Annotated in this window: 14 protein-coding genes; 10 read left to right on the top strand and 4 right to left on the bottom strand. The window is 56.8% G+C overall.

The window, feature by feature from the left end:
• Positions 1 to 22: 22 nt before the first annotated feature.
• Positions 23 to 1,240: a hypothetical protein gene (locus ABD920_RS13455; RefSeq protein ID WP_345159720.1), complete on the bottom strand. Its 1,218-nt coding sequence runs from the start codon at positions 1,238 to 1,240 to the stop codon at positions 23 to 25.
• 351 nt (positions 1,241 to 1,591) lie between these two features.
• Between ABD920_RS13455 and ABD920_RS13460 the strand changes: the two genes are divergently transcribed.
• The 5 genes from ABD920_RS13460 (at position 1,592) to ABD920_RS13480 (ending at position 6,784) form a co-directional block, all read left to right on the top strand.
• Entirely contained in the window at positions 1,592 to 2,566 is a 975-nt protein-coding gene (locus ABD920_RS13460; RefSeq protein ID WP_345159721.1) for an NAD-dependent epimerase/dehydratase family protein, read from the top strand.
• A 232-nt stretch (positions 2,567 to 2,798) separates the two neighbouring features.
• Positions 2,799 to 3,527, top strand: a complete 729-nt coding sequence (locus ABD920_RS13465) for a DUF3891 family protein (RefSeq protein ID WP_345159723.1) — start codon at positions 2,799 to 2,801, stop codon at positions 3,525 to 3,527.
• Between the two features lie 131 nt (positions 3,528 to 3,658).
• Complete coding sequence (locus tag ABD920_RS13470; RefSeq protein WP_345159724.1) at positions 3,659 to 3,976, top strand: thioredoxin family protein; 318 nt, start codon at positions 3,659 to 3,661, stop codon at positions 3,974 to 3,976.
• 97 nt (positions 3,977 to 4,073) lie between these two features.
• Positions 4,074 to 5,528, top strand: coding sequence for a DUF4403 family protein (locus ABD920_RS13475; RefSeq protein ID WP_345159726.1), 1,455 nt, complete (start codon positions 4,074 to 4,076; stop codon positions 5,526 to 5,528).
• A gap of 290 nt (positions 5,529 to 5,818) precedes the next feature.
• The gene (locus ABD920_RS13480) at positions 5,819 to 6,784 is read left to right on the top strand and encodes a YihY/virulence factor BrkB family protein (RefSeq protein ID WP_345159727.1); all 966 of its coding nucleotides are present in this window, start codon (positions 5,819 to 5,821) and stop codon (positions 6,782 to 6,784) included.
• Positions 6,785 to 6,874: 90 nt separating this feature from the next.
• Here ABD920_RS13480 and rlmN read toward each other — a convergent pair whose 3' ends face one another.
• The 3 genes from rlmN to ABD920_RS13495 form a co-directional block, all read right to left on the bottom strand.
• The gene (gene rlmN, locus ABD920_RS13485) at positions 6,875 to 7,948 is read right to left on the bottom strand and encodes a dual-specificity RNA methyltransferase RlmN (RefSeq protein WP_345159729.1); all 1,074 of its coding nucleotides are present in this window, start codon (positions 7,946 to 7,948) and stop codon (positions 6,875 to 6,877) included.
• 257 nt (positions 7,949 to 8,205) lie between these two features.
• Positions 8,206 to 8,832 (bottom strand): hypothetical protein, encoded by a 627-nt coding sequence (locus tag ABD920_RS13490; RefSeq protein ID WP_345159730.1) that lies wholly within the window; start codon positions 8,830 to 8,832, stop codon positions 8,206 to 8,208.
• 197 nt (positions 8,833 to 9,029) lie between these two features.
• Positions 9,030 to 9,458, bottom strand: a complete 429-nt coding sequence (locus ABD920_RS13495; RefSeq protein ID WP_345159731.1) for an acyl-CoA thioesterase — start codon at positions 9,456 to 9,458, stop codon at positions 9,030 to 9,032.
• Positions 9,459 to 9,674: 216 nt separating this feature from the next.
• Between ABD920_RS13495 and mnmC2 the strand changes: the two genes are divergently transcribed.
• From mnmC2 to ABD920_RS13520, 5 genes are all read left to right on the top strand, one after another.
• Positions 9,675 to 10,355, top strand: a complete 681-nt coding sequence (gene mnmC2, locus ABD920_RS13500; RefSeq protein WP_345159732.1) for a tRNA (5-methylaminomethyl-2-thiouridine)(34)-methyltransferase MnmC2 — start codon at positions 9,675 to 9,677, stop codon at positions 10,353 to 10,355.
• A 130-nt stretch (positions 10,356 to 10,485) separates the two neighbouring features.
• A complete protein-coding gene (locus ABD920_RS13505) occupies positions 10,486 to 10,980 on the top strand; it encodes a glutathione peroxidase (RefSeq protein ID WP_345159734.1) in 495 nt (164 codons plus the stop codon).
• 162 nt (positions 10,981 to 11,142) lie between these two features.
• Positions 11,143 to 12,225 carry a DUF748 domain-containing protein gene (locus tag ABD920_RS13510; RefSeq protein WP_345159736.1) on the top strand — a complete coding sequence of 361 codons (1,083 nt, stop codon included), beginning with the start codon at positions 11,143 to 11,145 and terminating at the stop codon, positions 12,223 to 12,225.
• Between the two features lie 207 nt (positions 12,226 to 12,432).
• Entirely contained in the window at positions 12,433 to 12,738 is a 306-nt protein-coding gene (locus ABD920_RS13515; protein WP_345159737.1) for a hypothetical protein, read from the top strand.
• A 246-nt stretch (positions 12,739 to 12,984) separates the two neighbouring features.
• The gene (locus tag ABD920_RS13520) at positions 12,985 to 13,992 is read left to right on the top strand and encodes an aldo/keto reductase (RefSeq protein ID WP_345159738.1); all 1,008 of its coding nucleotides are present in this window, start codon (positions 12,985 to 12,987) and stop codon (positions 13,990 to 13,992) included.
• The last annotated feature ends 19 nt before the right edge of the window (positions 13,993 to 14,011 follow it).

Raw genomic sequence — 14,011 nt, forward strand, 5'->3', positions numbered from 1 at the left:
TTTTTCGCTATGATATAAACTGCTAAGCGCCTTCCTCCGGCTTTGGCGGTGGGCGGCGCATGATGGGCCTAGGACGCGGCGGCTTCGGCTGCTGCGGCTCTTCAGGGGCCTCCGGTGCCGGAGGCGGCGTAGTCGGCTCCTCCTTCTCCCCTGCAGCTTGTGCCGGGGGCGCGGGGCGCTTGATAACAGGCCGCGGCCTCGGTGGCTTCGGCTGCTGGTCCGGTGCTGCCGCACCCTCCGGCGCCGCGGTAGGCGTGTCTTCCGGCGCGGGTGTCTTGGCAGGTGGCTTCTGCAGCGCCGCCGGGCGTTTCATCACCGGCCGCGGCCGGGGCGGCCGGGGGGCTTCCTCCGCTACAGCGGGAGCCTCCCCTGCCTTTGTTGCCTGTGGTGGTTCCTGCTTTTCCTCCAGAGGTTGCTGCGCCGCAGCAGGCCTTTTGATGACCGGCCGCGGGCGGGGCGGTTTAGGCGCATCTTCAGAGACTGGCGCGGGTTCTGAAGGTTCAGTTACCTGCTCCGGTGGCTTCTGCAAAGCCGCGGGCCGCTTCATCACGGGTCTTGGGCGCGGAGCAGGGGCAGCCGGTGCACTTTCTGTCGTGGGTTGCTCCGGAGCAGGGGCACTGGCCTCTTCCCCGCTTTCCTCCTCCTTCGGTGGCTGTAGCGCCGCCGGCCTTTTTATCACCGGCCTTGGCCTTGGAGCGGGCTTGTCTCCTGCTGCAGGTGGCGTGGCATCATTTTCTGCCGTAGGCGCATCTTCCGTGGCAGGCTTGGGTATAACAGGCCGCCTGACAACCGGCCTTGCTAGGGCAGCTGGTGCCGCAGCCTGTTCTTCTGCTGCTTTCGCGGGAGCCTCGCCTTCAGCAGCTGGTTCCTGGCGTGTGGCCGGCCGCCTGATAACCGGCCTTGGTTTTGGCTTAAGTTCTTTTTCTTCAGATGTTTCCTGTGGAACGTTTGCTTCGGGCGGAGCGGCTGGCGCAGGGGCAGCAGGGCGGGCGGGCATTGCCCTTCGGGCGGCAGGCCGCGGTGCCTCTGTGGCTGTAGCCGGCGCAGGCTTCGGGATATCCTCCTCTGCCAGGTGGTAGCGCAGGCGCACGTTATTGAGCTGCATTTTCACGGCTATATAAAAGCTGTTCTGGTGCATCTGCGCGTACATCTCCTGCCACGCCGCATAGCGCGCCGGCTCGCCGGCTGCGAAGGCCGCCCGGTTCACTCGCTTCTTTATCAGGTATTCTTCGAACGTCATGCTGTAAAGGCTTTGCCTACCTGCTTTTGCCCTGCAAAGTTACGGGCTTCGGGCATATATGCAGCGCTCTCCCGTAAAAACGCCCGCGCCCTCTACAAATATAAGAAATTCCGCTCGCCGCCGCAGGAGCGCGCAGCATTATCAAATTTTCAACCCGACCGGGGCTCTTTTCCCATCCCTATACTACCCACCGCGGCTTTGGTGCAAGGATGGAAAAATCTGGTTGCTAATCTCGCTTCGTGTACTGAGGCTCTTCTGTAAACACGGCGCACGCCTTCTGCCATTCTAACAGCCGCCACTTTTAGGATTGCACCGAAATAAGTTACTTTGCGCAAAGTTTTATCAAAAACGATGGCAAACACCCCTGAAACGGTACTAGTGATTGGCGCCTCCGGGCAATTGGGTTCTGAGCTTACACTGGCACTCCGCGACCTATATGGAGCCGCCAGTGTGGTGGCTGCCGACGTTGCCCCGCCTAAGCAAGCCGACCTGCGCGACTCCGGGCCTTTTGAGCTCGTGGATGTGCTGGACAAAAAGGTGCTCGGGGACCTGGTTTCCAAATATAAGTTCAGGCAGATTTACCACCTGGCCGCCGTGTTGTCCGCCACCGGCGAAAAGAACCCGAAGTTTGCCTGGCGCCTGAACATGGAAGGCCTTTTCAACGTGCTGGACCTGGCGCTGGAGCAGCAGGTGCGGAAGGTGTACTGGCCGAGCTCTATCGCGGTGTTTGGCCCACACACCCCCCGGGAACACACGCCGCAGCACACCATCATGGATCCCAACACCGTGTATGGCATCAGCAAGCAGGCCGGGGAGCGCTGGTGCGAATACTATTTCCACAAATTCGGGCTGGATGTGCGCAGCCTCCGTTACCCCGGCCTGATCGGGTATAAGTCGCTGCCGGGCGGCGGCACCACAGACTATGCGGTGGATATATACCACAAGGCGCTGCAGGGCGAAACCTTTGAGTGCTTCCTGAACGAGGACACCTACCTGCCCATGATGTACATGCCGGATGCCCTGAAGGCCACGCTTGACCTGATGCATGCCCCGGCCGCGCAGATCAGCGTGCGCGACTCCTATAACCTGGGAGCCATGAGCTTCTCCCCGGAAGAGATTACCGCCGCTATCCGCAGGCACATCCCTTCCTTCAACATCATCTACAAGCCTGACGCCCGCCAGCAGATCGCGGCCTCCTGGCCAAAAAGCATCAACGACAGCATGGCTCGCAAAGACTGGGGCTGGCAACCTGCCTACACCCTGGACACGATGACCGCGGACATGCTCTCCAACCTCAAAAAGCTCCAAGCCGCGCAGGCGGTTTAGGTTTAAAAAGCATATATATAGGACGGTCGATGCAGTAGCATCGACCGTTTTGCTTCGTGGCCTTCTTCTAAACCACCCCTGCCCCTCCTGTGGGTGTAGGGCCTCCTTTTAGATACAGGAGGGGAGTTTCCTATATTACATTCCTTCAGATGAAGAAAACCAAAAGAGCGCAGGTGCTCCTTAACCTTCGCCCGGAAAACCAGTTTATATAGCAGGAACAGCACATTTTTTTATGATCGTGAATACGGTGCCGCAAGGCTGGGAAATCATATATCAGCAGGCGCACGGCGTGCTGGCGGCACAATTGGCATATCACCTGAAGCCGGAGCTGCAGTGCCGGCACTGGGTGGAGACCATCATCGCCATTGCCAACCACGACAACCGGCAGAAGACCTGGCGCGGGAAAGATGGCCTTACGCCGGCCGGTGCTCCCGCCGACTTCACGCTGCTGCCCACCACCCTGGAGCAGGCGCAGGACCTGATGCACGCGGTGCGCTTCCAGGGCCGCTGGGTCACGCTGCTCACTTCCATGCACATGAGCTTCCTGTATGAGAGCCGCCGCAGAGAACAGAAAAGCGCCGCCACTTTCCTGGACGAACAGCAGGCGCTGCAGCGGGAAAGCCGCCGGAGCCTGGGCATCAGCCGGAAAGAGGCCGACCGCGCCTACGCCATCATGCAGTGGTGCGACCGCTTTTCCCTGATCCTGTGCCGCAACGAGCTGCCCGCCGGCGAGCGCGCCCTGGAGATCACAGCAGGGCCGGACGGTGAGACCTATTTTATAAAGCAGCTGCAAAACGGCCTGCTGCACGCAGAGCCCTGGCCATTTGCCCCGGAGCAGGTGCAGGTGCAGGTGGAGTACCGGGTGCTGGAGCAACTGCAATTCAAAAACGACCAGGAACTGGCCAGGGCGCTGCGCCAGGCGAAGCCCGAATTTAAAACGTGGATGCTGGGCGCTACCTGAGTTCTATATACCGGATAGGGCAAATAGCGCCTTGCAAAACCAGTTGGCTTTGGTTTCAGCGCCTCCTCAAAACAAACCCTCTTCATACCCGTCTATATTGAGAGCATGAACACACCTTTTACCCGATGCCTATGACCATCAAAGAATCGAACGACGACGAACTGAGGCAGCTGATATTTGAGAAAGAGAAGGTAATCGTAAAATTCGTGGACGAGGCCTGCGCTGTGTGCCGGCAACTGGCCCCTTGCTTCACCAGGTTCTCTTCCGACCCCACTTACAGCGATGTTACGTTCGTGCGGATGCACGCCTCTGAGAACCCGGTTTCCAGCCAGGAGGTGAAGCTGACGGGCACCCCGTTTTTTGCCACCTACCGCGACGGAACCCTGCGCGAGTGCGGCGTGGTGGCAACCGAAGAAGGGATAAAGGCCCTGCTCGACCAACTCAGATAGCCGGCAGCTCTATAATTTACGGTATTTGGTCTGCCCGCTATAGCTGATATGAAAAAGGTGTGGTAACTTGCGCCACTTTTTGAAATTCAGCGGATCCGTGAAGAAACCGACCCTACAATTATTTGCCCTCCTGGTGTTTACCCTCACCTCGGGCTATACCCTGCAAAGCTGCTCCAGCACAAAAAAACTGCATACGGAGGCCCCTGCCGCCGCCGCTTCGGCAGCGCCTCTCTATAAACCGCAGCTTTCCTCCATTACGGTGCCCATCTCCGTTTCTATCGCCGCCTTGGAAAGCCGGCTGAACCAGGAGGTGGCCGGGGTGCTCTATAAAGACACAAACCTGAACGACGACAACGTGGCCGTCACCGTCACGAAGAAGGGCCGGATGACCGTGAGCGCCGGGCAGAACAAAATCTACTTCAGTGTGCCGCTGCATATATATGCCAAAGGCCGCTGGAAATGGGACCCGTGCAAGCTGTGCCCCGCCATCGACAAAACAGAGGACACCAGCTTCGACATGGTCATCAAAACGGAGAGCACAATCGGATTGACGGAGGATTACCGCATCAGCACCGTCACGAGCGGCGACTTCGAGTGGGGCAGCACTAAACCGACGATCGAACTGGGCCCGCTGAGGATTGGCCTGGCCCGCTTCGTGGAGCCGGCCCTGCGCCAGCAGATGGGTGTCCTCTCCAAGCAGCTGGACAAGGAGCTGCAACAGCACCTCAACATGAAGAAATATGTGGCCGACGCCTGGGTGCTGCTGCAGGAGCCCGTGAAGCTGGACGAGGCCATGGACGCTTGGCTCACGGTGGTGCCGCAGGAAGTGCGGATGGCGCCGCTGCATGCCCGGGACGGCAGCCTGAGCACCCGCCTCGGCATCACATCCTATATAACCGTAACAACAGATGGCAGGCCCCAGGTGGAGCTGAACAGACACTTGCCGAGGCTGATCATAGACAGGCGCCTTTCAGATGACATCCAGGTGGGTTTAACGACTGTGACACCATACGCGCAGGCCAGCCAGCTGCTGCACGGGCAGGTGGCTGGCCAGACCTATAAATTTGACGACGGGAAGAGTGAGGTGACGATAAAAGATGCGGCCATGACGCCCAGCGGGGAGCAGCTGGTGCTGATGCTGGACATAGACGGCAAGACCAAGGCGGGGCTTTTCACGAAGAAGCTGGCGGGGAAAATATACCTGCGCGGCACGCCCTACTACGATGCCGCAACCGGCTCCATCAGGGTGCGCGACGTGGACTACGACCTGGACACCAGAGACAAGCTGCTGAACACTGCCAGCTGGATGGCCAAAAACAAGTTTATCGATATAATCCAGCAGCAGGTGAACATACCGGTGCAACAGCAGCTGAACAACACCAAAAAAATGCTGCAGGCCACACTCGACAAGCAGGCACGCGTGCACGAGTCGCTGTTGCTGCGCGGCAGCATACAGGATATCGTCCCTGAAAACATTTACCTGACTCCGGAGGGCATCAAAGCCGTGGTGAACGCTACCGGCACCCTGACCGCCACCGTGGACAAGTTGTAGCGTTCTAACGCCAGCCTCTCAGCAAAGAGGTCTCAGCAGGGGCCGGTATGCGAAGCCGGGCCTCCTGCACAATAATATTCTGAAGCAACGAAAGCCTGCACCGAGCGCGCGTAGCCCGCTGCATATATAACTTTTAATATCCGCAGCCTGACATCTGCCCTTCATGGCGCGGATAGCCCTGTTGCACCAGATTATCGCACGTTTCGCCAGGGCTGTGTATTAACCTATATAAAAAGGAAGCCGTATCAGAAGGTTGTGTCTGGAAAACAAACAAAGCAACAGGCAATGGTATGGCTGAAATCAATGTAAGTAGTATATTTTCCCTGCTCAAGACTTCTGCTTCCGAGTTTATGGATAACAATTCATTTCGGTTGGCAGGGGCGCTGGCGTTTAACGCAATTTTCTCTATCCCTCCGCTCCTGATCATCATTATCCGGGCCGCAGGGTATTTCTGGGGCGAGCAAGCCGTCTCCGGGGAGCTGTCCAAACAGATAGAAGCCGCCATTGGGGCCGGGGCCGCCACGGAAGTGGAAAACATTGTGCAGAACGCGGCCACAAACGAGTCGGGCGGCATAGCCTTCTGGATAAGCATAGGGGTGCTGATCTTCGCGTCAACCACCTTCTTCGCCACCCTGCAGGAGTCGCTGAACAGCGTCTGGAACCTGAAGCCGAAGCCGACCAACAGCATCGTGAAAATGCTTAAAGTGCGCCTGTTCTCCTTCGGCATTGTGCTGAGCATCGCGCTCCTGATGCTGGTCTCGCTGGTGCTGAGCACCGTTATCTCCATCCTCAGCGATTACCTCACCAGCATCATTCCCGGTATAGGCGTCTTTTTTATCCGCCTGCTTGATTTTGTGTTATCGGCGGGAATCATCAGCGTGCTGTTTGCCCTGATTTATAAGTACCTGCCGGATGCCACCATCCGCTGGAAGGATGTCTGGGTGGGCGCCATTGTCACGGCGCTGCTCTTTGCGCTGGGCAAGTTCCTGATCAGTTTCTACATCAGCACCAGCGACCCGGGCTCGGCCTACGGTGCCGCAGGCTCCATCATCGTGATCCTGGTCTGGATCTATTATTCGTCGCTGATCATCTTCTTCGGCTCAGAACTGGCACAGCAGTACGCCGATAAGTTTGGCCAGCACATCCGGCCGAAGGCGCACGCGGTGTTCGTGGAGATGCGCGAGGTGCGCGACGAGCCGCATGACACCAGCAGTGGACGGCCAAGGCCACAAGGCCGCTTCGAACCGAAGGCATGATGCAACATATGCCAACCCGTGGAGCTTATATATAAAAAGAGCGCCCTGCCATATATGGCAGGGCGCTCTTTTTATATATAGCCGACTGCTTTACGCGGGCTGCTTCTCCTTTACGGCCAGTTGCCCGCAGGCGGCGTCAATGTCCTTGCCACGGCTGCGGCGCACGTTCACCTGCACCCCGCGGTCGGCGAGGTAGTAGATAAAGTCCTGCCAGCGGTCCTCATTGGTGTTCTCGTAATCCGCGTTCTCAATCGGGTTGTACTCGATGAGGTTGATTTTGCAAGGGATGATCTTCGAAAAGCGCAGCAGTTCCTCCGCATCCTGCAGCGTGTCGTTGAAGTTATTGAACACGATGTACTCGTACGTTACTTTGCGGCCCGTCACCTCGTGGTAATGCCGCAGCGCGTCCGTCAGGGCCTCCAGCGAGTTGGTCTCGTTGATGGGCATGATCTGGTTGCGCTTCTCGTCGTTTGCCGCGTGCAGCGACAGCGCGAGGTTCGCCTTCACCCCGTCATCGGCCATCTTCCGGATCATCTTGGCAATGCCTGCCGTGCTCACCGTGATGCGGCGGGCGGCCATGCCCAGGCCATCGTGCGCCGTGATGCGCTCGATGCTCTTCATGACGTTGGCGTAGTTCAGCAGCGGCTCGCCCATGCCCATATACACGATGTTGCTCAGCGGCTCGCCGTACTGCTTCAGGCTCTGCTCGTTGATGCGCACCACCTGGTCATATATCTCGGCAGCGTCCAGGTTGCGGACACGGTCCATGTAGCCGGTGGCGCAGAACTTGCAGGTAAGCGAGCAGCCCACCTGGCTGCTGACGCAGGCCGTCTTGCGCTCGTTGTGCGGAATCAGCACGCCCTCCACGATGTTGGCGTCATACAGCCTGAAAGCAGACTTGATGGTGCCGTCTTTGCTCAGCTGCTGCGTGGCCACCTGCACGCCGTTGATGGCGAAATGCTGCTCCAGTTTCTCGCGCAGCGCAAGGCTCACGTTGTTCATCTCGGCAAACGACTGCGCCGCGTGCTTCCAGAGCCACTCGTACACCTGCTTCGCCCGGAAAGGCTTCTCCCCCTGCTCCACCAGCCACGCCTTCAGGTCGTCCAGCGTCAGCTTCCGGATGTCTTTCTTATTCAATATATCTATATCTGCAATCAGCGTCATATGCAAACGTACCGTTCTGTATCACTAAAAATTAATCGGGTGGTCGATCGACCTGTATATACCGATCCCGGTTTCGCCTTCGCATTGCATGCGAAGTGTTGCGGGAAACGGTGCCATTCGTGGCTTTTACCCCCACAAAGGTAAACATAATTAAAGGGCTTTCGTTCACCGCCGCCCCGCCTTATCGCCGAAAATCCCTGAAGCGCCTTTTTATTACCTCCTCGCTTTTACCGCCTGGGCGCCAGCACAACGAGCAGCTATGACGTGCGCACCCGGGATGCAGCCACTTTGAAGATAATATATAGCGCGGCAAAAATCCCCATTGCCACCAGCGCCCACACTTTTTTGCGGTTCTTCTCCTTGTAATAGTCGCGGTCTGCCGCTGTGGCCTTCAACTGTTGCCTTGTCGCGCCGTGCGCTTGCCGCTCCTCGCGCAGTGCTGCGCGCGCGGCGCCCAGTTTTGCCGTGCTCTCCTGTATTACCAGGTCCTTTTCCCTGATCGTCTTCTCGTAGCCGGACATATCTGGGTATTCCACCGCAGGGCTTCGTTTCTGAGCTGTTCTTGGCCGGGTCTTCTCAGGGGGGGCAGCGACAGGATCACTTTTCCGGGTGGGAGGCAGAGGCAGTATTTCAGCCGGTGCGACGGCGGTTTCCTCCGCTGTGGTAGCGGTGTCGGCAATGGCAGGGTGCTCCCCGGCCGGAAAATCTTTGGCGGCTTTGGCGGCGTACCACGCCCTGTTCCGCTCCAGCCATTCTGTAACGATGGCTTCGGCGGCAGGCTTGTTCTTCTCTTTGGCCAGGTAGTTCTTCACCTGTTTGGGGGTGACGCAGGAGCCCAGGAGCAGGATTGTTAGCAGCAATAGGTGTCTGATCAGTCGCATCATGCTTTGGCAATTCACTAAGTTCCTTACTCCCTTACGCCGAAACGCGGGCATTTCTTGTGTACGTTTGGTACACGGGGTCGGTCTGCTGTTCAATTTAACTAAAGCATCATTAAATTCAATCCCTGAAGGGGCAAAGAGCGGCAGAACGCTGACCTCCGGCTAAAACCTCTGCTTTGCACCCCCGCTTTATATCTCCTTTAGGCGTTGCTTTCGATTTTGGCCCTGACTTCCTGGGGCAGCGACGCCAGCTTCCGTTCCTTGTAATCAAAACACAGCATGCCCGTTTTGGCGCGCGCCACTTCTTTGCCCTGCTGGTTCAGGACGTGGTATGTGATGTCGAACCCGTACTTGTCCAGCTCATCGAAGGCCATTTTTATATATAACGTGTCGCCGTAGAAGGCTTCGCCCTTGTAGCTGATCGCCACATCAGCCATGATCAGGCTGGCGCCGCCTATGTTCATCTCATCGTAGCCAAAGCGCTTCAGCAGTTGCAGCCGCGCCTCGTGCAGCATCGAGAGCAGGGCATCGTTGCCCAGGTGGGCCCCGTAGTTCAGGTCGGTGATGCGAATGGGAATATGCGCCTCGAAGTGCACATGGGCCGGTATGTCTACCTTTACTCTTGCCATATATATAATTAGTTTAAGGGCGAAACGGCTTGATACGTGTATGGGTAAACAGCCCGATGGTTGGAGATCGGGTGCGAAAAATCAACCGCCCTCCGGCAATTTACCCATTTGGCCACTCAGCAGTGCTGTTTAAAATGAAAATAGTAGCATATTCCGCTGCAAGCTATTGCAGACAGCCTCGTACAATGCGTACATTTGTAAAGTAACATAAAAAAGATGCACCTCGAAATACGACAGACAAAAGACGGCTCAAATACCCTTTTTGTGCCCGACCTGAATGAGCATTACCATTCCGTGCATGGAGCCTTGCAGGAGTCGCAGCATGTTTTTATCAAGCACGGCCTGGAGCATGTGCTGGAGCAGAAAAAGGATATAAAAGTGCTGGAGATCGGCTTCGGCACGGGCCTCAACGCCATCCTGACTTTCCCGGTGGCTCTGGCGCAGAAAGCCTTTATCCAGTACGACACGCTGGAGAAGCACCCGCTGACCGAGGAGGTGGTGCAGCAGCTGCATTTCGAGCAGTTTATCCTGAACCCGGAATTGCTGGGTTACTTCCGGCAGCTGCACAACAGCCCCTGGAACGAGCCCGTGGATATTATCCCCTACTTCACGCTGCAGAAGATACACGAGACGCTGGAAGAGTTTCTCGTGCCGAGCTCGTATTACGACGTTATTTATTTTGATGCCTTTGCCCCCGATAAGCAGCCGGAGCTTTGGACGGACGCCATGTTCGAGAAGCTGTACAAGGCCACCCGCCCCGGCGGCGTGCTGGTGACGTACTGCGCCAAAGGCTCTTTTAAGCGCAGCCTGAAGGCGGCGGGCTTTGAGGTGGAGGCATTGCCCGGCCCTCCGGGCAAACGCGAGATGACGCGCGGCGTGAAGCCGGTGGTGATATAACCCGGCGCCTGTTTCACACGCCCCTTCCCCTGTTTTACCCGGCACGCCTGTGGCCGCAACAGCAGGTAAACAACCCTGCGGCTGCCCGCTTCGTCTAACCTGTTGTACCATTTTTTATATACCCACACGCATGACATCAGAATTTTACGATTTATCAGCGAAAACGCTGCAGGGCAAAGAGGTACCGATGGCGGATTTTAAAGGCAAGGTGGTGCTGGTGGTGAACACGGCCAGCAAGTGCGGTTTTACCCCACAGTACGAAGGACTGGAAACGCTCTACCGCAAGCACAAGGACGAGGGCCTGGTGGTGCTGGGGTTCCCCTGCAACCAGTTCGGGAACCAGGAGCCCGGTGGCAAGGAGGAGATAGAAGAAGGCTGCCTGATCAACTACGGTGTCAGCTTCCCGATATTTGACAAAGTGGATGTGAACGGCGACAACGCCCATCCGGTGTTCAAGTACCTCAAGTCGGAGCTCGGCAGCATCCTGGGCAGCCGCATCAAGTGGAACTTCACCAAATTCCTCATCGATGCGAACGGCAAGCCCGTGAAACGCTTCGCGCCCATCACCAAACCAGAAAAACTGGCACCCTACGTGGAGGAACTCTTGGCAAAGCAGCGCAGCTAAGCCCTGGGCTTCACGAATGCCTGATTCCCCTACTTCTCTTTCCCACCGCCAGGTTTAACCGGGCACCGCCCCGCATACGTAAAAACATTTGCAGTTTCAGGGTTTTCGCCAGCTCCGGCTTGCCCACAGCCCCTGCTGCCGCCCATGTTTTGCTGTATTGCCATGCGCTTCACAAGATCGTTTTATATGGTGGCCGGTGTCGTTCTCCTGCTGATCGCTGTCAGGGTGGCGCTGCCATATATCGTGAAGAACTATGTCAACAAAACGCTGGATGAGCTGCCGGGCTACACCGGCCACGTGGCCGACATCGACCTGCACCTGTACAGGGGCGCCTACACCATCGACGACCTGGTGCTGGTAGAGGAAAACGGCAACCCCAGGTTCCCCTTTCTGCGCATCCCCCAAACCGATCTGTCTGTAGAGTGGAAGTCGCTTTTGAAAGGGGAGCTGGTTGGGGAAGTGGTGATGGCGCGCCCCACCATGAACATTGTGGCAGCGCCCGACGGAGCGGACACCGCGCAGCAGGCCACGCAGGACGACTGGACCAAGGTGATGAAGGACCTGATGCCCATCACCATCAACCGCTTCGTGGTAAACAACGGCCGGGTGGCTTACCTCGATTTCAAGGCTGACCCGAACGTGGACATGTACATAGAACGGATGCAGTTGGTGGCCCTGAACCTGGCCAATGTGGAGGACTCCACCACCGCCCTGCCCTCTGCCGTCACCGCCTCGGGCCGGTCGGTTGGGGGCGGCCAACTGAAGGTAGATATGCGGGGCAACTTCCTCAAAAAATTGCCGGACCTGGATATGCGCCTGCAACTGACCGGCGTGGACCTGACTAGCCTGAACGACATTATCAAAGCCAACGGGAAGTTTGACGTGGAAAGGGGCCGCCTGGACATGTACAGCAAGGTAACCCTGACAGACGGCCGGTTAGACGGTTTTGTGAAGCCTTTCCTGGAAGAGGTGAAGATCCTGAACTGGAAGAAGGACAAGAAAGAGGACGGCTTCCTGCACGCCGCCAAGGAAGCGGTGATCGGGCTTTTCGCGGAGGCGGCCGAAAACCAGAAAAGAGACCAGATCGCCACGCAGGTGCCCATCTCAGGCTCGATCAATGACCCCGACACGGATACCTGGACAACGTTTGTGAACGTCCTGCGGCATGCCTTCATCGACGCCTTCAACAAGAGCCTGGAAGATGAGGCAGGCAAAGCAAGGGAGAAAGCGGAAGAGAAAGATTAGCAACCTCACCCACATAGCACTTTCCCGGCATAACCTTCTCTTTCATACTTTAAGAGCGAGATTATATAGTATATAACCCATATTACTTTATATACCAAAAGGAATCTTGTTTACTACTCATATTAAAGCAGCCATATATTAGTTATTTTATATATAAATCTGTTCCTTTATCCGCAGGAAGAGCATCCTTAACTAAATTAATCCTATATGAAAACGCTGCTTAGAAAAGTTGTCAAAGCCTGCAAGCCCAAGTACGAAGTTGTGTTTACTACCTACCAGATCATTCCGGGCCGCCCGGTGAGCAAAAATGAGTCGAAGCACAGCTTTGGCAGAGGCGAGTCGAGGGAGGCGAAGGAATTCTATGGCAAGGTAGTTTCTTCTGATTATACAAGAAACCTGGCTCCTGCCGAAGTGCACCTCCGCCGCGTGTACTTACGAAACAAAACCATTGAGCGGACCCAGTTCGGGCCTGTGGAGGATCTCCGGAAATTCAAAATAGTATATAACAAATAGCAGCGGCAACCCCTGCCTTGCAATCGCCTCCCGGTTTACCGGGAGGCGATTCTTTTTTGCCTCACTGGTCAGCGGTTTATATATAAATTCACAAAATCAGCAGCGCTTTAACACCTTGCCGCACAGCCTGCAGGCACCTTTTCGTACTCTCGCCTCCAACCCTATAGCCCGGGTGCGCGTTTTTAACCTTACCCTGCTTCCGTAAAGGAAAAGCGGGAAAGACAGAACCTATCATACAAGACAAACATGGAATACAGAAAATTAGGCACATCGGACCTCAGCGTATCAGTCGTGACGTTTGGCGCCTGGGCAGCCGGCGGCTGGATGTGGGGCGGAACAGAGCGAAAAAACGCCGTACAGGCTATCAGAGCCTCCTATGACCTCGGCGTGACTTCTATCGACACGGCGCCTATATATGGCCAGGGCGAAAGCGAAGAAATCGTGGGCGAGGCTATCAAAGGCCTGCCGCGCGACAAGGTGCAGCTCCTGACCAAGTACGGCATGCGCTGGGACGTGGCCAAAGGCGACTTCGGCTTCAAGAGCAAGGACAACAGCGGCAAAGACATTGACATATATAAATATGCCGGCCGGGAGAGCATCATCAAGGAGTGCGAAGACAGCCTGCGCCGCCTGGGCACAGACTACATCGACCTGTACCAGATTCACTGGCCCGACGTGACCACCTCGATTGAAGAGACGATGGAGACCGTGGCCCAGCTGATAAAGGAAGGCAAGGTGCGCCACGCCGGGGTCTGCAACTACAACGTGGCGCAGATGCAGGAGGCGGAGAAGTATGTGAACCTCGTTTCGAACCAGGTGCCTTACAGCATGGTGAAACGCGACATCGAAAAGGACGTGGTGCCGTACTGCCTGGAGCATAACAAGTCTATCTTAGCCTACAGCCCGCTGGAGCGGGGCCTGCTCACGGGCAAGATGAAGCCCGGCTACCAGTTCGGGGAAGGCGACCACCGTGCGAACCTGTACTTCTTCCAGGACGAGAACCTGAAGCGCACCAACGCGTTTCTGCAGAAGATAAAGCCGCTGGCCGACGAGAAGAAGGCCTCGCTGTCTCAGCTGGTCATCCGCTGGACCGTGGAGCAGCCCGGCATCACCATCGCGCTGGTCGGTGCCCGCAACGCGGAGCAGGCCACCCAGAATGCCAAGGCTTTGGAAGTGAAACTGAGCCCGGACGAGATCAGCTTTATCACCGAAGAGCTGAACAAACTGGAACTGGTGAAACCGGAGAAGGTGTAAACCCGGCATGATATATATA

This window comes from Pontibacter saemangeumensis, assembly GCF_039541895.1.
Taxonomy (GTDB): Bacteria; Bacteroidota; Bacteroidia; order Cytophagales; family Hymenobacteraceae; genus Pontibacter; species Pontibacter saemangeumensis.